Here is a 17,783-nt window from a genome sequence, read left to right on the forward strand (position 1 = left end):
GTGCAGCCATTAGCTTATCGTATGCGTCCCACCAATTTAAGTGAAGTTGTCGGTCAACAACACTTAGTTGGTGAAGGCAAAATAATTAATCGAATGGTAACAGCCAAAATGCTATCGTCAATGATCTTATATGGTCCTCCTGGTACTGGGAAAACCAGTATCGCTAGTGCCATTGCCGGCTCAACCAAGTATGCATTTCGAATGTTAAATGCTGCTACCGATTCAAAGAAAGATTTACAAATTGTAGCCGAAGAAGCCAAAATGAGTGGTACCGTAATTCTTCTCCTAGATGAAATCCATCGCTTAGACAAAACTAAACAGGATTTCTTATTACCACATCTAGAAAGCGGCAAAATCATTCTCATCGGGGCTACCACTGAAAATCCTTATATTTCCATCAGCCCTGCCATTCGCAGTCGAACTCAAATCTTCCAAGTATTTCCACTGTCCGAAGATGAAATGGAACTGGCCGTACAACGAGCTCTAACCGATAAAGAAAATGGCCTTGGCAACATGAACATAAAATTGGAAGATAACGCCTTACTTCAATTGGTTCGTGCCACAAATGGAGATTTACGTAGCTCTTTAAATGGCCTAGAACTTGCCGCGAAATCTACCACACCAGATAAAAACGGGTTAATCACCCTAACTTTACCAATTATTGAAGAAAGCGTTCAGCATAAGGCCCTATCCGCCGACAAAAATGGCGATGCCCATTACGATGTAATTTCAGCATTGCAAAAATCAATTCGTGGTAGCGACGTCAATGCGGCCCTCCACTATTTGGCAAGATTAATCGAGTCTGGAGACTTACCAATTATCACACGTCGCTTAATGGTGATTGCATACGAAGATATTGGCATGGCCAACCTGCCTGCCGCAGCGAGAACCATTGAAGCCGTGACGGCTGCCGAAAAGCTAGGGTTTCCAGAAGCTCGAATTCCACTAGCCGATGCTGTAATCGAATTATGTATATCACCAAAATCAAATTCTGGAATGATGGCCATTGATAAGGCCATTGCTCAGATCAGAAGTGGTAATTTTGGCGATGTCCCAGCACACCTCAAAGACGCACACTACAAAGGTGCTGATAAATTGGGGCATGGCGTTGATTATCAGTATCCTCATGACTTTCCCAATGATTGGGTTAAACAACAGTACCTACCAGATAAAATTAAAAACGCAACATACTATGAACCAAAAGCAAACGGAACCTTTGAACAATCGCTAGGCCAGCGATATCACCAACTATTAGATGCACAACGTAAAAACCAGTAATTATTTGCGCTGCTCTGGTCACCATGTTAGAATAAGTTAAGGAATTCTCAGGTGTACGCGTTGTTCATTTACAGTTTTGCCTTACAGTCTCACTACATTGGGACTAGTGCTAAATTATTTGGATAACATGCCTTATCTTTTGGTAGTTAGAGATTTAATTGCCATGTCCCACCTGTCATTAATACAGGGTCATCACTGACGAACAGTTAACGGCACCATTAGAGTTCCTTTTATTGAGAAATTAAACTGAGTCCGAGACGTTCTCGGACTTTTTATTTTGGAGGCTGAACATTGATTGCCATACTGACAATTATTTTCGCATTAATCTTACTTTTTCTAGGAAGTTATCTATTAAGTCATAGAAATAAGCAATTCATGTACTTTGATCCAACTCAACAACCAGGGCTCAAAACAATGATGACCTTTTGGGGGGCCGAATTTTTATTAGTTGCTATTGTCTGCGTTGCCGTGGCAATTACTGGTAACGAAGTCTGGACAATTATCATTCTCACTATTGGCAGTTTTTCTGGAACTTTCATGTTAATGACAATGACCAGATTTTTATATAAAAAATAATAACGTTTTCTTTGCCTTTTCGCTATTGTTCAACTACAATGAATATATAGATAAATAAGGGGGAATGGCATATGTTACAACAATACGAACGTATTTTAGTCCCAGTTGATGGTTCAAAGGAAGCCGAATTGGCTTTCCAAAAGGCTGTTGCAGTCGCAATGAGAAACGGTGAAGGTACCGAGTTACGACTGGTACACGTCGTGGATACCAGAGCTTTCCAAAATATCTCAAGTTTTGATACTTCAATGGTTGAACAAGTAACTGAAACCGCTAAAAAGACATTGGATAAATATATTGAAGATGCCAAAGCTGCGGGTCTACAAAATGTCAGTTACACTATTGAATATGGTGCTCCAAAAACCATCATCGCGAAAGACATTCCAACCGAAATGAAAGCCGATTTAATCATGATTGGTGCAACTGGTTTGAATGCGGTTGAAAGACTATTGATTGGATCAGTTACTGAATTCGTTACTAGGAATGCCATCTGTGACGTCCTAGTTGTTAGAACAGATTTAGAGAACAAACCCTTTCCAAAGAAAAAATAAAAAGTAATTAAAAAAATCGAATGAAATTTCATTCGATTTTTTATTTACCCAATTTTGTGTTTTCTTGACTAATTTGCTGTGTTAATCGATCATTTTGGAGAACTTCATTAACCGCTTTAGCAATAATAATTTGCTTCTTCGCTTCTTTTATTTTGCCTAACGCATGATTCCCTAAAGCTAAAGATAGATAAATTTCATCAAGAGCCAATAATAAACCATGTTCTCGGCATGCTGTTAAAGCATCTGTGGCAGCTTCTAAACTAATTAGAATTTGATTTGACTCCAAAGCTAATTTGGATAAATTGACATTAACATAAATATATTGTTGAATACTTCCACCGAGTTGTTCATCCTTGACCATCGTTTGAGCTTGAATCGCTAATTGACCAGCCAGCTTTTCATTTTTTTGGGCTAAATAAACTTTGCCCATTTCGATAGTGGTCAGAACTTTGTACATATTAGTTTCTTGTTCAGCAAATTCTTGAATTGAGAGCTGAAAGTTGAACATCGCTTCATTCAGATCTTGACTGACTTGCAATTGAATCACACCAATAAAGTAATAATATCTTTGTTTATCAAACGAAGTCCTAATTTGTTTAATTCTAATTTGATTTAATTCTCGTTCGGCCGTTTCATAATCTTGTTCCAGTAAATGTTGATTAATTTGACTAAAAATATCTCCTAAGTTTCGATTATCTTCGGTCACTAAATCTTCGACTTGAATCCCTAACCTCTCACAAATAGCAAAAAGGATTGGCATACCGGGTAGTTTATTTTTATTTTCCATCAAACTAACAGTCGCCTGTGTGCAAATATCCTTCGCTAAGTCTGCTTGAGACATCTCTTTTTTTTGACGGTATTCTTTTAATTTTGATCCGCGAAGTTCCATATTTTCAATTCCTTAACTCAGATTAATTGCCAAATAATATTTTTTGCCTGTTCACTAATAAGATTAATTTTCTCATGAAGTACCTTTTTTATCAAACTACTTCGATCTGTAATAATACCATCAACCCCAAGTGCCACCATCCTTCGAGCTACGACCGGTTGATCAACCGTCCAGACATATACTTTTTTATTTTCCCGATGGGCTTGATTGACGATTGTTCGATTAATTGTACGAGAATCCAGCGAATAAAACGAGATGCCATTCGTTGGCAACTTAGTTAAAACAAATGGCCGGATTAAACCTACTTTCAAAGAAGGATTATCCAACTTCAGATTTTCAATTAACTCACCATCAATTGAATGAACCATCGACTTAGACCGCATTAACTGCGTTCCATAGAGCTGATTGAATCTTCGGGCAACTTGTTGTGGATTGATATCTTCTGGCTTCAATTCAATAATTAACTGGTTCTTTTGTTGATTGGCAACTTTAAAATATTGATCAAAAGAAGATAAGTTAGTTACATAGCCATTTTCGTGTAATTTAACCTTCTGTAAAGCAGCAAAATCATCAGTCGCAACCGCCTGTTTTTTATCAGCCAAATGTTTGAGATTTGGATCATGTAACAGCACAAATTGATTATCTTCGCTCATCTGAATGTCCATTTCAATATAGGTGGTTTGCTGACCTGTTTTTTTCAAACTTTGTGTTGAATTTTGCACGCCATTTCGATTATCCACACCCCGATGAGCAATCACAGTTGGATAGCGATTATTGGTACTATTTGGTAAGTTAATACCGAGCACAACTGTGCCAATCAATACTAACAAGGTTAAGGCCGGCCACCATTTAAAACGCTGAGTTTCTTTTGGCTGGTTTGCAACACTAAAATGAAAATACATCACGGTACTCAATAACGAGGCCACCAATAGCATCCCCACAATGATTACGCTCACTCCATATACCAGATCTGACAGCCATTGTATCTTAATGTTGATTACCAACAAGCCAATCAAACATAGCCCCAATAAAATGCCAGTCAGCAGTGGTTTCCAAAAATTATTAGTCGAGTTTAACGACTTGATTCGCGGATATTTCCACCAAATTAAACCGAGCACCAAATAAATGATTGCCATCGGAATGACAACTGCCACTCGGTGCAAATTAACAACTCTTAAAATTGTTTCTGGAAAAGGAAAATGTGCTGCCAAATAGCCTGATAACCCTAACCCGCCTAAAGGCAACATTAAGGCCCAGGCCAGGCTCATGATTACGAACGACTTTTTCCAGGAAGTAATTGTCGTATTTATGGCGACCCACTTTGAAATAATTAGTAATTCAAAAAGAAAGGCCGCTAAGATTCCGCCCCAGAAAATGTCGTAAAATACCAACGTACTATTAATTAATAATATCAACCAGATTATGCTGGTCAGTTCTCGCCATCTCAAATCATTTCCCCCATTAAAAAAACACCTACAATACTATTGTATTGCAAGTGTTTTGGAGTTTCAATCTACTACATCAGTATTATATTTTTTCTGACCTACCCGTTCGTCTCCCAAAGCTTGGAAGTCATAATGAATTTTATTATTTCGTTCAAATTCTGCCAAACCATATTCAATGATTTGGTCGATTAATTCAGAGTAGCTAATGCCAGATACTTCCCACATTTGTGGATACAAACTGATGTTAGTGAAGCCAGGCAATGTGTTAGGTTCACCCAAATAAGGAACATCATTCTTATCAACTAGAAAATCCATCCGAGTTAACCCTTTGAGCCCGAGAGCAACAAAGGCATCAATCGCCATTTTGGTAATTTCCTTGGTCAATTTATCTGACAATACCACTGGTAGTTCAAAAACAACCCCACTAGCATCAACAAATTTATTTTGATAATCATAGAAGGTATCACTGGCGGGAACCCGCACTGCACCTAATTTAGATGCTCGAGGGATTTCATTACCCAAAATTGAAATTTCAATTTCTTGAGGTTGTTCAATTGTTTCTTCAATCAAAATCTTAAAATCATAACGCAGCGCATCTTCGAGTCCTTCATTATATGATGCAGCATCGTTAGCCTTATGAATACCAACTGAAGAACCTTGATTAGCTGGTTTAATGAAAACTGAGTTACCTAATTTGGCACTGATATAGTCCCAAGTCATCGTATCCCGATTCTCGGGAGTGACCAAAATGTACTTCGTATTGCGAACACCGGCTTGATTCAAAATCCGTTTAGTCATGTCCTTATCAAATGAGACAGCTGACGCCATCACACCAGAGCCAATGTAAGGCTTACGGAGCAACTTGAACAATCCTTGGATCGTACCATCTTCACCCAAATTACCATGGATAACCGGATAAAATAAATCGATATCCTTTACTTCTTGAAAAGCTTTGATTGGTGCCAATGGATCTGACATATCAATCTTAGGATACTCCTCAGCAATAATATCGTCTTCAGGAACCCCATCAAAGATTTTCTTTGATGCTTCGTGTCCCAACAAGATACCATCTTTGGTGAACATAAATAGACTAACGTCGTATTTATTTTTGTCCATGGCATCGTATATATTGTGTGCTGAACGTTTTGAAACATCATGTTCAGACGAGTTACCGCCAAACAGCAAAGCAATGTGTAACTTATTTCCGTTTTGCATAATTTTTCACACCTATTCTGTCGTTTTATAGAACCTTAAGTGTATCATGAAAAATATTATTTGTCGTAATTTGGCATAAACTCTAATAAATCTTTAATAATTTTATGAGAAGAAGTTTTCTCCAGTGGCCACATATTTCATTATTTCTTCAGGAAAATCATCTCGAACTAAAATAGTTTGCATTAAGCGACCGTGATTAAAGATTAAATTCCAATCCGACTCTGTTTGTGGTTGAAATTTGGTCATTAAATAGCTTCTCCACGATTTTAACTGGAGTAATAGGTAATTACTGTAAAGTTCATTTTTATTCGCTAGAGACGATAAGAATGCGACAATTCGTTGTGGCTCGCCAAAAATAACTGGAGTATCCAAGCGCTTGTATCGTTCAATTAGGACGGTCATTAAAAATAACTTGTCTGCTCGTGATAAATCATCTCGTTTACATAGTTCATCAATCACGTTCCCAATATGGGTGAAAGCATGTGCCCACCCATTAGACTTGATAAAGCCACGTGTATCAGTTTCCAAAACCATATAAGTAGCAAATTGAATGACAAAATCATTTAAGCGATCGCTATCTAAGAAGAAGTATCCGGCTTGATCGCCATACAACACTGTCGACAGCAATAATAAGCTAAACGACCGTTTAAAAATTGCGTTATTTTTTGGTTCTAAAATATGTGCAAACATCACTTCGTCTTGAGATAAGTAGTTAAAAGACAGCGAGAGTTGTTCTTTTGAAAGTACTTGGAATTCCAGCAATTCACTGAAAAAGAAATAGACCCCTTTGTCGCGGACATTGGGATTAGTTGAGCCAATATGACTGAGCATTAACACCAAATCTTCATCAGAAATGTCGGTTAACTGTTGTTCATGATTTTGTTCACGTAGTCCATTTAATGTATCTAAAAATTCATCGTCATCCGTAGCCAAATTAACTTTTGTTAATCGAACTTTTTTTACATTATCAATGATTGTCCCTACTTCAGTTCCCAAGGATTGATAGATTTTCCCATCATTCACTTTTTTGCGTAGTTCGGTTAATTGTTTTTTTACTGTATCAATTTGTGTCATACCGATTCATTCCCCCATCGTCTACATTTATACATTAATACTATCATAACAATTGAATAGCTGGGAAATTATCCATCCGGCTCAAATCAGTCGTTATTTAAAGTTTTCATTTTAAGCTCTCATGATACCACTGATTAGTAAAAACGTTCATTAATGATGACAACCAAAAAAACACTATCAACATAAACCCATGTGGGTCAACGTCAATAGTGATTTGTGATCTCAAAATATGATTCTAAGTTACAGAAATTTTATTTTCCGTTAGGATAAACAGGGACAACTGCGCCCTTATATTCTTTTTGAATCCATTGTTGAGTACTCTTTGATTGGAGTGCTTTCATCAACTTCTTGATTGCTGGTTTATCAGTGTCGCCTTTACGAACGGCCACGATATTAGCATATGGTGATGAGTTCTTTTCAAGGGCAATAGCTTTCTTAGTTGGGTTAATTCCAGCTTGTTCAGCATAATTGGCATTGATGACAACTGCATCGCCTTCTTTTTGTTGATAGAATTTAGGCATTAATTTAGGTTCAAGATCAGTCTTAAATTTAAGATTCTTACTATTTGTAGCGATATCATCAAAAGTAGCAGTCGTAATATCAGTACCTGACTTGATTGTAATTAAACCAGCATCCTTAAGGATAGTCAGCACACGACCATAATCAGCAACGTTGTTACTTACAAGAATGGTTGCTCCATCAGGAAGATCCTTCAAACTCTTATATTTTTGTGAGTAAACACCGATTGGTTCAAGATGAACTTTACCGGCACTAACCAAAGTACCATTATTCTTCTTGTTCCAGTTATTCAAGAAAGGTGTGTGTTGGAAGTAGTTCGCATCCAAGCTCTTATTTGCCAAGCTCTTGTTAGGTAAAACGTAATCTTGGAATACTTTGACTTTTAAGTTTATTCCTTCTTTTTTCAATTGTGGCTTCACGTGTTTCAAAATTTGGGCATGAGGTACATTAGATGCTCCAACTGTTAAAGTAGTTTCCTTGGTTGATTTTCCACAACCGACTAATAATAATGCGACAGCAATAATGCTGGCAAAACCTGCAATCCATTTTTTCATATGCTATTTCCTCCAAAGTTTGTTTTATCTTTTATCAATGCGTTTCACTGCAAAATCACCAATCAATTGGAAAGCAAAAACAATAATCACGATAATGACCGTGGCTGTAAGAGTTACAGCATTGTTATTTGCTTGGAACCCGTCTAAGTAGGCAGTATTCCCTAATCCACCAGCACCAATGGCACCAGCCATGGCTGTATAACCAATTAATGAAATTGCGGTAACGGTAATCCCTGAAACTAAAGCTGGTAAACTTTCAGGTAGTAAAACTTTAAAAATAATTTGTGCTTTTGTAGCTCCCATTGCCTCAGATGCTTCTAACACTCCATGGTCAATTTCGTGAAATGCAATTTCGACCAAGCGAGCATAGAACGGAGCAGCTGAAATAATCAATGATGGCAAAGCAGCCTTAGCACCAATAATCGTACCCATGATAATTTGTGTTGCTGGTAGTAATAATACAATCAAGATGATAAATGGGATTGAACGGAAAATATTGACAAATGCTGAAACAATCCAATTTAATGCTTTGATTAAAAATGCGTCACTGTTAGTAGTTTCGAATAACAGCAATCCTAGGAGAAAACCAAGAATGGCAACGACAATTATTGACACAACTGTCATCCAAACAGTTTCCCAGGTAGCGATGCCCATTGAAGGCCAATCAACATTACTAAACTTAAAATATGAACCAATTCCTGTATCAACCACGTTCAATCACCTCGGTTTCAACTCGCAAAGTTTGAAGATACGATAACGTACCGTCGATACTCTGCTGATTATCACTCAACAATTGAATGTACAATGATCCAAGGGCGCCATCTTGAGTTTGATGAATATTTCCTTCAATAATGTTTAAGTCAACATCATCAAATTGGCGAAGTGTTTCGGAAACAATTGGCAGTGAAGCCTGTTCACCATGAAAGGTCAATTTAACAATTTTCCCTTGTGGATATTTTTTCAGAAGCTCTTCAACCGCTGTATTGGTATCACCTGCGCTGCCCGAATCAGTTTCTTGGTTCACAAACCGCTTAGTAATTGTTTGCTGTGGATTCTTGAAGACATCAAGCACTGGTCCTTGTTCGACGATTTCACCTGAATCAAGCACAGCTACATGATCACAAATCTTACGAATCACGTGCATCTCATGAGTAATCACTACAACGGTTAAATTGAGTTGCTTATTAATATCTAGCAACAAATCTAAAACTTCATCGGTTGTTTGTGGATCAAGTGCGCTAGTAGCTTCATCAGATAGTAAGATTTCTGGATCATTGGACAATGCTCTCGCAATCCCGACCCGCTGTTTTTGTCCACCTGATAATTCTGATGGATAGGCATTCTCACGACCACTCAAGCCAACCAGTTCAACCAGTTTCATTGCCTTTTCTTTCCGCTGCGCCTTAGGAACTTTGGCGATTTCCAATGGAAATTCGATATTTTCCAACACAGTTCGTGACCATAACAAGTTAAAATGTTGGAAAATCATGCCAATTTTTAACCGTTGATCTCTTAATTCTTTTCCTTTAAGTGCACTAATTTCAGAACCATTTACAGTTACTGAACCAGTTGTCGGTGATTCAAGACCATTCAACATCCGAATAATTGTACTTTTACCGGCACCAGAGTAACCAACAATTCCGTATATTTTACCATCTGGAATTACTAAGTTTACATCCTTCACTGCATGGACGGTTCCAACTTTTGCATCGAATGTTTTCGAAACATCTTTAAATTCAATCACCTAGACATCACCTCCTATAAAATTGGTAAAAAAAAGCTTTCCATTCACTATTAAACATAATTGTTTAATAGGACGGAAAGCTTGATTTGCTTTGCGTGATACCACCTAACTTCTCAGTAACTTCGCAGCTACTGACTCAATGAGTATTACTACTCATGTGCGTTAATGGGCACCACCATCACAAATTCATTATCTACCGATGACTTATTTGTAAATTAATATTCGAAGACCATCTTCCGCTTTACTTCATTACTCCTTTTCACTTAAGGGAGCTCTCTGTGTATCAAGTTAAAAACGTACTCATCTTTTCAAATTAATTTTTAATAATTAACAATGCAGTAATTATACTTAACATTCATTCAAACTGTCAAGACATAACCTAATTAATTAAACTTCTTTGACTTCAGCAATCCAACGTAAGTCAGCTTGAGTTGAGTTTAGGTCACTCAAATCATTTTCTAGCTTAGGATTAACAGCTGCGATAGTTCCGGCAATTGGACTAGGAATATCAGTCACTGCTTTTTCTGCTTCAACTGAGATGAATTCACCATCAGCTTTTAATGTTGCGTTAACTTCAGGTAAGTCGATGAAACTGATTGCGCCTAATTCATCAACGGCTCCATCACTAAGACCTACACGACTGGTACCATTTGCTTGTTTCTTTACCCAAAAATACTTACTGGCTTCACTCAAAATACTAACTCCCTTTCCCTATCTAAATTGATCTTTATTGCTGAACATGTACGAATGATCATGAAATCTCATTGACATTATCATCCCTACTCCAATCAAATTCCCGATTAATGAAGATCCACCAGCACTAATGAACGGCAATGGAATACCGGTCAAAGGCAGCAATCCGATGCTCATTCCAATGTTTTCAAACACATGGAATAAAATCATCATGACAACCCCTGTAGCAATGTAAGCGTAAAATTCATTTTTCGTATCAAATGTTACTCTAATCATTTGATATATCAAGAGTAAATATAGCAATATCAGTAAAATTCCACCGATAAAACCAAAATTTTCACCAATCACGGAAAAAATCATATCTGACTCACGGACAGGTACATATACTTTTGACGTATTAAATCCAGTTCCCATGATTTGACCAGAGCCAACTGCTTTAATACTTTGCCATAATTGATAACCGTTATTTGAAGTATCTTGCGAAGGATGCAACCATGTATCAACCCGAGAGAATTGATATGCCTGGAATCCGACGTGCTCAAGAATTGTGCGTCCAAATGTAGTAGCAACTAGCGATAATGCGGTAATTCCAATGGTAGCCACACTGATGACTCCTGGGATGATTATCTTCCACGAAATACCTGAGACTAACAGCATGCCTGCAAAAATTGCAGCAAAGACTAATGTCGTCCCAAAATCATTTTGTAAATGCAAAGAAATGACGATTGGTAATAACCACAGTACCATTTTACCAATTAACTCGAAATCAGATCTAATGGTGTGTGTGGGATGAGTATTGTTATGCACAGTGATGACCCGGCCCATCATTAAAATGTAGGCCGGCTTCATCACCTCAGACGGCTGGAATGTGATTGATCCAATCGCAAACCAGCTTTTCGCTCCAGTACTTGCAAAATACGAACGACTGTAGAAAATGAGAATTGCGTACATCAGGAACATTCCTATTCCAAATATAAATGGGGCAATTTTCCATAATTGTTCCGAGTCAAATTGCATAATAATCACGATTGCAATTGATCCAATCACGTACCAAGCTAATTGCATTACTACATAATGCATCACACTAGTCGAGGTTTTATCATAGTTGGCGGCAACGTAAATAGATGCTAGCCCAATTAGGGCCAAAACTAGCACACAAAAAATAATTCCATAGTCAATCCGTGAATTTCCTTCTGTTCTTTCTGATTTTCGTTGCATTTGAGAACTCCTTCAATGAATGAGAATTAACCTTGATGTAGATGGTATTGTTGTAACACAACTTCGATTCCCTCATCGAACGAATGAACATTAAATTCTTCACCATCAGTTAGAATTGCTGTGTACTTATTTTCTTGGTTTTCAATCTCACCAACCACGTTTTTACCAATCAATACTTGTTGTACTTGATTGCCATTTTTGGTTGTTTCTTCAATTGCTACCTCAATATTTTTATCTTTCTTTGACAAATTGTCACCTACTTACAATTTTTATTTCGACGTAAACTAAAGTGGTCAGGTACTGGATCAAACCCACCGCGTACAAATGGGTGACACCTTAAAACTCGTGCCACCCCCATTAGAACTCCGCGCATTCCAAATTTTTCCACAGCCTCAAGCATGTAATTCGAGCAAGTCGGAGTATACCTACAAGTTGCAGGTCGAAATGCGGAAATACTTTTCTGATACCACTTAACAATTTGTACAATGAGTTTCGTCATTAATTTATCCTATTTTTGCATTCTTTCAAGCAATGCGCCAGCGCCTTGCGCTACGTTATCTAAGGGACTTTCAGATACTAATACAGGCACCTTCAAAAAGCCACTAAATAATGAATCAATATTCTTCAATAATGAAGTTCCACCAGTGAGCATTACTCCACGGTCAATAATATCAGAAGCTAATTCAGGCGGTACAGTTTCTAGGACTTCAATTGCACCGTTAACAATTTGCATCAAAGTTTCATGCAAAGCTTCTTCAACTTCATTTTCATCAATTTCGATTGAACGTGGCATTCCACTAACTGTATCACGACCACGAACTTCCATCTTTTCAGGATTTTCTGCCTTTGTAGCAGTACCAATTTTCATTTTAATGCTTTCAGCAGCATGTTCACCAATCACAAGACCATGGTTATTCTTGATATAACTGACGATATCGCTGTTCATCTTATCTCCAGCAATCTTCAATGACCGGCTAGACACAATATCGCCAAGCGAAAGCACGGCAATATCACTAGTTCCACCACCCATATCAATAACCATACTACCGGTAGGACGGAAAATATCTAAACCAGCACCAATGGCTGCTACTTTTGGTTCGTATTCAAGAAATACTTTACCACCACCAGATTGTTCGGCGGCCTGCATAATTGCTTTTCTTTCAATTTCAGTGATATTAGTTGGTGCACAAATCATAATGTTAGGCTTTGACATAAATCCTTTTACATTGAGTTTATCAATAAAATATGACAACATCTCTTGAGCAACATCAAAATCAGAAATTACTCCATCCTTCAACGGACGAATTGCCCGGATATTACTTGGTGTTCTACCGACCATACGATAGGCTTCGGATCCAACTGCCAACACTTTATTAGTCTTTGTATCAATTGCCACTACAGAAGGCTCGTTTAATACAATTCCCTTTCCCTGAACATAAATTAATACATTGGCGGTCCCTAAATCAATTCCGATATCTTTTGCCATGTTTACTTGTTGCTCCCTTCGATTATACGTCGATATTATATCATATTTGTTCTGTTATTTTTCAGGCTTTAAAGCTGAATTTACGTTAATAGTTACATTGTCCACGTCTTCAACACGTTTAATGTCAGCACCTAAGGCATGTAATTTTTCGTGGAAACGGTAATATCCACGATCTAAATATTTTAAGTTGGTTACTTGAGTGTAGCCTTCTGCAGCCAGTCCAGCTAAAACGAGTGCGGCAGCAGCCCGCAAGTCGGTAGCTTCCACTTCTGCTCCATTAAGCTTAGCAGGCCCGTTTAAGACCGCTGTTGATCCTTGAATTGTCACACTAGCATTCATTCGACGTAGTTCATCTAAATGCATGAACCGATTTTCAAAGACGGTTTCATTCAATGTCGAAACTCCATTAGCTAATAGTTGTAAAACGGATATTTGTGGTTGTAAGTCGGTTGGATATCCTGGATGTGGCATTGTGGTCACATTAGCCGGTAGTAAAACAGAGGTCCCAATGACGCGAATCCCGTTGTCTTGTTCAACCACTGTCACTCCCATTTCCTTGAGCTTAGAGATTAGTGGCAAGTTATGTTCCGCAATTGCATCTTGAACTAAAATATCACCGTTAGTAACGGCAGCGGCTACCATAAACGTACCAGCTTCAATGCGGTCTTGAACAACTGCATGTTCGCAACCATGTAGGAAGGTAACTCCTTCAATTCTGATTTCTTCGGTTCCGGCACCATGAACGCGAGCACCCATTTTATTAAGGATATTGGCTAAATCAACGATTTCAGGTTCGCGGGCCGCATTTTCAATCACGGTAATTCCTTGAGCCAACGTGGCTGCCATCATAATGTTTTGAGTCGCACCAACACTAGGAAAATCTAAATAAATCCGGTCACCAACTAATTGATCAGCAAAGGCTTCGATATAGCCATCGTGTTGTTCAATTTTAGCACCTAGAGCTTGCAAGCCCTTTAAATGTAAATCAATTGGTCGTGAGCCAATTGCACAGCCGCCTGGTAAGGCAACCTTAGCGTGACCACAACGAGCCAACAACGGTCCCATAACGACGATTGACGCACGCATCTTTGAAACATATTCAAACGGTGCTTGATATGAGATATCTCCTGATGCATCTAGTACTAGGGTTTTTTCATCTTGATTAAAATCGAGTTTAATATTCAAAAATTCTAGAACACTATTCATCGTAAATACATCGGACAAAATTGGCACATTACTCAATTCAACCACGCCTTGTGACGCCAAAATTGATGCGGCTTGAATCGGTAATACAGCGTTTTTGGCACCTTCAATTGTTACAGTACCTGAAAGCTTGTTGCCACCTTTAACAATGATTTTTTCCATGATAATTCCTCCGACGAAATTACTTCACAATATAAATGAGATTACGAATTGAATCGAAAAATGACATAAAAAAAGTGGCACTGGTGTATCCAATTGCAATAGATAGCAACACAATTAGCAACGGCAGTGTTTTTGGCATTTCTCGAAACAACCGTTCAATATGTAGACCTTGAATTGATTTGAAGGCGAGCCAAATAAAACTAAACTGTACAACTAAACTAATTAAGGCTTCGATTCCAACTAATTTCATGACGTACCCCTTCAATTATCGTCTTCAATAATACCATAAACTATGAGCTTCTGTCTGTTCTTAAACAAAGCTTAAATTGTGACTTTTTTGTAAAAAAATAAGATTAAACTCAATTGACATCGAGTTTAATCTTATTATTTAAATGATTATTTGCCAGAAATATTTAAACGGTTAACCGCACGTTTCAACGCAACTTCAGCACGCGAAAGTTCATCTGCATCGTGAACCTCGTGAGCATGTTTGATGTGTTCTTCCGCACGACTCTTGGCATTTTGTGCCCGTTCAATATCAATTTCTTTGGACGTTTCTGCACTATCAGCCACGATTGTAGCTAAATTACCAGAAAATTCAATGAAACCACCACAAACAGCGACTTGATCTTCCTTATCACCAGTTTGAATTCGAACAGCATCAATTTCTAATGTTGCTACGAATGGTTGATGGCTAGCTAAAATACCCATTTCACCACCGCCTGTTTTGACAATTACCATTGTCGCGTCATCACGGTCGTACACACTTCCATCGGGAGTAACAATGGTGACTTCTACTGTATGATCAGCCATTTGAATTCCCCCTAGTTAGTTTGCAATTTTTTTGATTTTGCAATTGCATCATCGATAGTACCAACCAAACGGAATGCTTCTTCAGGTAAATCATCATGTTTACCATCAAGAATTTCCTTAAATCCACTAACTGTGTCTTTAAGTGAAACATAAGCACCAGGAAGGCCAGTAAATTGTTCAGCAACACTAAAACTTTGTGAAAGGAAGAATTGAATCCGCCGTGCACGAGCAACAATCGTTTTTTCTTCATCCGAAAGTTCATCCATACCAAGAATTGAGATAATATCTTGTAATTCATGGTAGCGTTGAAGTGTATGTTGAACTTCAGTGGCAACATCATAATGTTCTTGACCCACAATTTCTGGAGTCAAGGCAGTTGAAGTTGAAGCCAAAGGATCAACGGCTGGATAGATACCTTGTTGAGTCAAGGCACGTTCCAAGTTAGTTGTGGCGTCCAAATGGGCGAAAGTAGTTGCAGGAGCAGGATCGGTATAATCATCGGCAGGCACATATACGGCTTGAATAGACGTAATTGAACCTTTCTTCGTTGATGTAATCCGTTCTTGTAACTGACCCATTTCAGTAGCTAATGTAGGTTGATAACCAACGGCTGACGGAATCCGTCCAAGCAAGGCAGAAACTTCTGAACCAGCTTGAGTAAACCGGAAAATATTATCAATAAACAATAGCACGTCTTGACCTTTAACATCACGGAAATATTCCGCAATTGTTAAACCAGTCAAGGCAACGCGCATACGTGCCCCAGGTGGCTCGTTCATCTGACCATAGACCATGGCAGTTTTTTCAAGAACACCCGACTCTTTCATTTCGTAATACATATCGTTACCTTCACGGGTACGTTCACCAACACCGGTGAATACAGAGATACCATTGTGTCCCTGTGCGATATTATGAATTAGTTCCTGAATTAGAACAGTCTTACCAACACCGGCACCACCAAACAAACCAATTTTACCACCACGAACGTAAGGAGCTAGTAAATCAATAACCTTGATACCAGTTTCCAAAACTTCCGTAGCATTGTTCAATTCGTCATATTCAGGAGCATCACGATGGATAGGATTACGTTCAGCATCGGGACCAAATTCCGCACCGCCATCAATTGTATTTCCTAAGACATTAAACATTCGACCTAAGGTATCGTCTCCAACTGGAACACTAATTGATTGTTCAGTATTTTCGACGTCCATACCACGTTGTAAGCCATCAGTTGCGTCCATGGCAATTGTTCTAACAATTCCATCACCCAATTCAAGGGCAACTTCGACTGTTAAAGTATTTCCATCAGCTAACTTAATGTCAAGCGCAGTATTAATATCAGGTAAACTGTTGTCTAAGGGGAATTCAACGTCAACGACAGGTCCGATAACTTGTGCAACTTTACCAGAACTCATTTTGTTGTTTCCTCCTATTTTTAGATTTATTCAAGTGCTACTTGGCCACCAACAATTTCAGTAATTTCGGTGGTAATAGCTGCTTGACGAGCACGGTTATATTTCAGTTCAAGGGAACTAATAACATCCGCGGCATTATCAGAAGCAGCACGCATCGCGTTAGAACTTGAGGCGTGTTCAGATGTTTTCGCATCCAAAATTGCTCCGTAAACTTTACTCTCAGCATATTGTGGTAACACAACTGAGAAAATATCATCTTCCGAAGGTTCAAAATCATAAGCTGGACTCACTTGATCAGCATTCTCAGCTTCTTTTGCATCGACAATGTCACCAAGTGTTTCTTCAGAAATCGGTAGCATCTGTGAAACTTGTACTTCAGAAGAAATCCGATTGACGTAGTGGCTATGAACCACATACAACTGATCGTATACTTCGTTACTGTACATTTCAGTTACCGTTTTGACAATTTCCCTTACTTCTTCAAACTTTGGAACGTCGTTAACACCAGTATATTCATAAGCTACATTCATTTGACGCTTAGTGAAAAATTCTGTCCCCGTGTTACCAATGGTTAAGAATACACTATTGTTAGCATCTAATTCATGTTCTTTCATGAAGTCCAACGTTGATTTAATCACGTTGCTGTTGTAACTACCAACTAATCCACGATCTGAAGTAATTACCAAAATGCCAGTCTTTTTAACTGGACGTTGAGTTAATAGTGGAGAAACTGTAGAAGATTGACCAGCAGATGAAGAACCGAAAGCATGAGATTGTGCAAGATGCGCTATAACTGACTCTACTTTAGCAGCGTACACTTGATATGTAGCTGTGTGGTGTTGAATTTGGTTCAACTTTGAAGTTGAAACCATTTGCATCGCCGAAGTAATTTGTCGAGTATTTTTGGTTGAAACGATTTTACGTTTAACGATTGCTAGTGATGCAGGCACT

The 17,783-nt window shown here is 38.3% G+C and carries 20 protein-coding genes; 3 read left to right on the top strand and 17 right to left on the bottom strand.

The features are described 5' to 3' along the window. The first annotated feature begins 21 nt into the window (after window positions 1–21). The 3 genes from F0161_RS08395 to F0161_RS08405 all read left to right on the top strand — a co-directional run bounded on the left by F0161_RS08395 (window position 22) and on the right by F0161_RS08405 (window position 2,402). Window positions 22–1,278, top strand: coding sequence for a replication-associated recombination protein A (locus F0161_RS08395; RefSeq protein WP_137601598.1), 1,257 nt, complete (start codon window positions 22–24; stop codon window positions 1,276–1,278). 291 nt (window positions 1,279–1,569) lie between these two features. After that, window positions 1,570–1,854 (top strand): hypothetical protein, encoded by a 285-nt coding sequence (locus tag F0161_RS08400; protein WP_150204296.1) that lies wholly within the window; start codon window positions 1,570–1,572, stop codon window positions 1,852–1,854. Between the two features lie 71 nt (window positions 1,855–1,925). Beyond that, on the top strand, window positions 1,926–2,402 hold the full coding sequence (locus F0161_RS08405; RefSeq protein WP_150204297.1) for a universal stress protein: 477 nt from the start codon (window positions 1,926–1,928) through the stop codon (window positions 2,400–2,402). A gap of 40 nt (window positions 2,403–2,442) precedes the next feature. Here F0161_RS08405 and F0161_RS08410 read toward each other — a convergent pair whose 3' ends face one another. From F0161_RS08410 to F0161_RS08490, 17 genes are all read right to left on the bottom strand, one after another. Beyond that, complete coding sequence (locus F0161_RS08410) at window positions 2,443–3,291, bottom strand: helix-turn-helix transcriptional regulator (protein WP_150204298.1); 849 nt, start codon at window positions 3,289–3,291, stop codon at window positions 2,443–2,445. Window positions 3,292–3,308: 17 nt separating this feature from the next. Beyond that, window positions 3,309–4,739 carry a glycerophosphodiester phosphodiesterase family protein gene (locus F0161_RS08415; RefSeq protein ID WP_150204299.1) on the bottom strand — a complete coding sequence of 477 codons (1,431 nt, stop codon included), beginning with the start codon at window positions 4,737–4,739 and terminating at the stop codon, window positions 3,309–3,311. 60 nt (window positions 4,740–4,799) lie between these two features. Next, window positions 4,800–5,951, bottom strand: coding sequence for a D-alanine--D-alanine ligase family protein (locus F0161_RS08420; protein ID WP_137602279.1), 1,152 nt, complete (start codon window positions 5,949–5,951; stop codon window positions 4,800–4,802). A 102-nt stretch (window positions 5,952–6,053) separates the two neighbouring features. Further along, window positions 6,054–7,025 (bottom strand): DUF2785 domain-containing protein, encoded by a 972-nt coding sequence (locus F0161_RS08425; protein ID WP_150204300.1) that lies wholly within the window; start codon window positions 7,023–7,025, stop codon window positions 6,054–6,056. 251 nt (window positions 7,026–7,276) lie between these two features. Next, window positions 7,277–8,098 (bottom strand): MetQ/NlpA family ABC transporter substrate-binding protein, encoded by an 822-nt coding sequence (locus F0161_RS08430; protein ID WP_150204301.1) that lies wholly within the window; start codon window positions 8,096–8,098, stop codon window positions 7,277–7,279. A gap of 24 nt (window positions 8,099–8,122) precedes the next feature. Then, entirely contained in the window at window positions 8,123–8,752 is a 630-nt protein-coding gene (locus F0161_RS08435; protein ID WP_174795645.1) for a methionine ABC transporter permease, read from the bottom strand. Window positions 8,753–8,801: 49 nt separating this feature from the next. Further along, complete coding sequence (locus F0161_RS08440) at window positions 8,802–9,842, bottom strand: methionine ABC transporter ATP-binding protein (RefSeq protein ID WP_137602275.1); 1,041 nt, start codon at window positions 9,840–9,842, stop codon at window positions 8,802–8,804. A gap of 387 nt (window positions 9,843–10,229) precedes the next feature. Next, window positions 10,230–10,535, bottom strand: coding sequence for a glycine cleavage system protein H (locus F0161_RS08445; RefSeq protein WP_137602274.1), 306 nt, complete (start codon window positions 10,533–10,535; stop codon window positions 10,230–10,232). Window positions 10,536–10,553: 18 nt separating this feature from the next. Next, window positions 10,554–11,753, bottom strand: coding sequence for an FtsW/RodA/SpoVE family cell cycle protein (locus F0161_RS08450; protein WP_137602273.1), 1,200 nt, complete (start codon window positions 11,751–11,753; stop codon window positions 10,554–10,556). A 26-nt stretch (window positions 11,754–11,779) separates the two neighbouring features. Continuing rightward, window positions 11,780–12,001 (bottom strand): DUF2969 domain-containing protein, encoded by a 222-nt coding sequence (locus F0161_RS08455; RefSeq protein ID WP_137602272.1) that lies wholly within the window; start codon window positions 11,999–12,001, stop codon window positions 11,780–11,782. 8 nt (window positions 12,002–12,009) lie between these two features. After that, window positions 12,010–12,252, bottom strand: a complete 243-nt coding sequence (gene yidD / locus F0161_RS08460; protein WP_137602271.1) for a membrane protein insertion efficiency factor YidD — start codon at window positions 12,250–12,252, stop codon at window positions 12,010–12,012. Window positions 12,253–12,261: 9 nt separating this feature from the next. Beyond that, window positions 12,262–13,239, bottom strand: coding sequence for a rod shape-determining protein (gene mreB / locus F0161_RS08465; protein WP_137602270.1), 978 nt, complete (start codon window positions 13,237–13,239; stop codon window positions 12,262–12,264). Between the two features lie 54 nt (window positions 13,240–13,293). Further along, the gene (murA, locus tag F0161_RS08470; protein ID WP_137602269.1) at window positions 13,294–14,604 is read right to left on the bottom strand and encodes a UDP-N-acetylglucosamine 1-carboxyvinyltransferase; all 1,311 of its coding nucleotides are present in this window, start codon (window positions 14,602–14,604) and stop codon (window positions 13,294–13,296) included. Between the two features lie 19 nt (window positions 14,605–14,623). Beyond that, window positions 14,624–14,854 carry a DUF1146 family protein gene (locus F0161_RS08475; protein ID WP_137602268.1) on the bottom strand — a complete coding sequence of 77 codons (231 nt, stop codon included), beginning with the start codon at window positions 14,852–14,854 and terminating at the stop codon, window positions 14,624–14,626. Between the two features lie 146 nt (window positions 14,855–15,000). Further along, window positions 15,001–15,417 (bottom strand): F0F1 ATP synthase subunit epsilon, encoded by a 417-nt coding sequence (locus F0161_RS08480; RefSeq protein WP_137602267.1) that lies wholly within the window; start codon window positions 15,415–15,417, stop codon window positions 15,001–15,003. Between the two features lie 11 nt (window positions 15,418–15,428). Continuing rightward, the gene (gene atpD / locus F0161_RS08485; RefSeq protein ID WP_150204302.1) at window positions 15,429–16,832 is read right to left on the bottom strand and encodes a F0F1 ATP synthase subunit beta; all 1,404 of its coding nucleotides are present in this window, start codon (window positions 16,830–16,832) and stop codon (window positions 15,429–15,431) included. 26 nt (window positions 16,833–16,858) lie between these two features. Then, window positions 16,859–17,782: a F0F1 ATP synthase subunit gamma gene (locus F0161_RS08490; RefSeq protein ID WP_137602265.1), complete on the bottom strand. Its 924-nt coding sequence runs from the start codon at window positions 17,780–17,782 to the stop codon at window positions 16,859–16,861. Window position 17,783: the final 1 nt, after the last annotated feature.

Origin of the sequence: Paucilactobacillus nenjiangensis, assembly GCF_008632615.1 — a bacterium.
Lineage (GTDB): Bacteria > Bacillota > Bacilli > Lactobacillales > Lactobacillaceae > Paucilactobacillus > Paucilactobacillus nenjiangensis.

Bases quoted from the DNA above. Each gene is read 5' to 3' on its own strand.
- F0161_RS08395 (WP_137601598.1), top strand. From the start codon at position 22: ATGCGTCCCACCAATTTAAGTGAAGTTGTCGGTCAACAACACTTAGTT.
- F0161_RS08405 (WP_150204297.1), top strand. From the start codon at position 1,926: ATGTTACAACAATACGAACGTATTTTAGTCCCAGTTGATGGTTCAAAG.
- F0161_RS08410 (WP_150204298.1), bottom strand. From the start codon at position 3,291: ATGGAACTTCGCGGATCAAAATTAAAAGAATACCGTCAAAAAAAAGAG.
- F0161_RS08420 (WP_137602279.1), bottom strand. From the start codon at position 5,951: ATGCAAAACGGAAATAAGTTACACATTGCTTTGCTGTTTGGCGGTAAC.
- F0161_RS08425 (WP_150204300.1), bottom strand. From the start codon at position 7,025: ATGACACAAATTGATACAGTAAAAAAACAATTAACCGAACTACGCAAA.
- F0161_RS08430 (WP_150204301.1), bottom strand. From the start codon at position 8,098: ATGAAAAAATGGATTGCAGGTTTTGCCAGCATTATTGCTGTCGCATTA.
- F0161_RS08435 (WP_174795645.1), bottom strand. From the start codon at position 8,752: ATGGGCATCGCTACCTGGGAAACTGTTTGGATGACAGTTGTGTCAATA.
- F0161_RS08450 (WP_137602273.1), bottom strand. From the start codon at position 11,753: ATGCAACGAAAATCAGAAAGAACAGAAGGAAATTCACGGATTGACTAT.
- yidD (WP_137602271.1), bottom strand. From the start codon at position 12,252: ATGACGAAACTCATTGTACAAATTGTTAAGTGGTATCAGAAAAGTATT.
- mreB (WP_137602270.1), bottom strand. From the start codon at position 13,239: ATGGCAAAAGATATCGGAATTGATTTAGGGACCGCCAATGTATTAATT.
- murA (WP_137602269.1), bottom strand. From the start codon at position 14,604: ATGGAAAAAATCATTGTTAAAGGTGGCAACAAGCTTTCAGGTACTGTA.
- F0161_RS08475 (WP_137602268.1), bottom strand. From the start codon at position 14,854: ATGAAATTAGTTGGAATCGAAGCCTTAATTAGTTTAGTTGTACAGTTT.
- F0161_RS08480 (WP_137602267.1), bottom strand. From the start codon at position 15,417: ATGGCTGATCATACAGTAGAAGTCACCATTGTTACTCCCGATGGAAGT.
- atpD (WP_150204302.1), bottom strand. From the start codon at position 16,832: ATGAGTTCTGGTAAAGTTGCACAAGTTATCGGACCTGTCGTTGACGTT.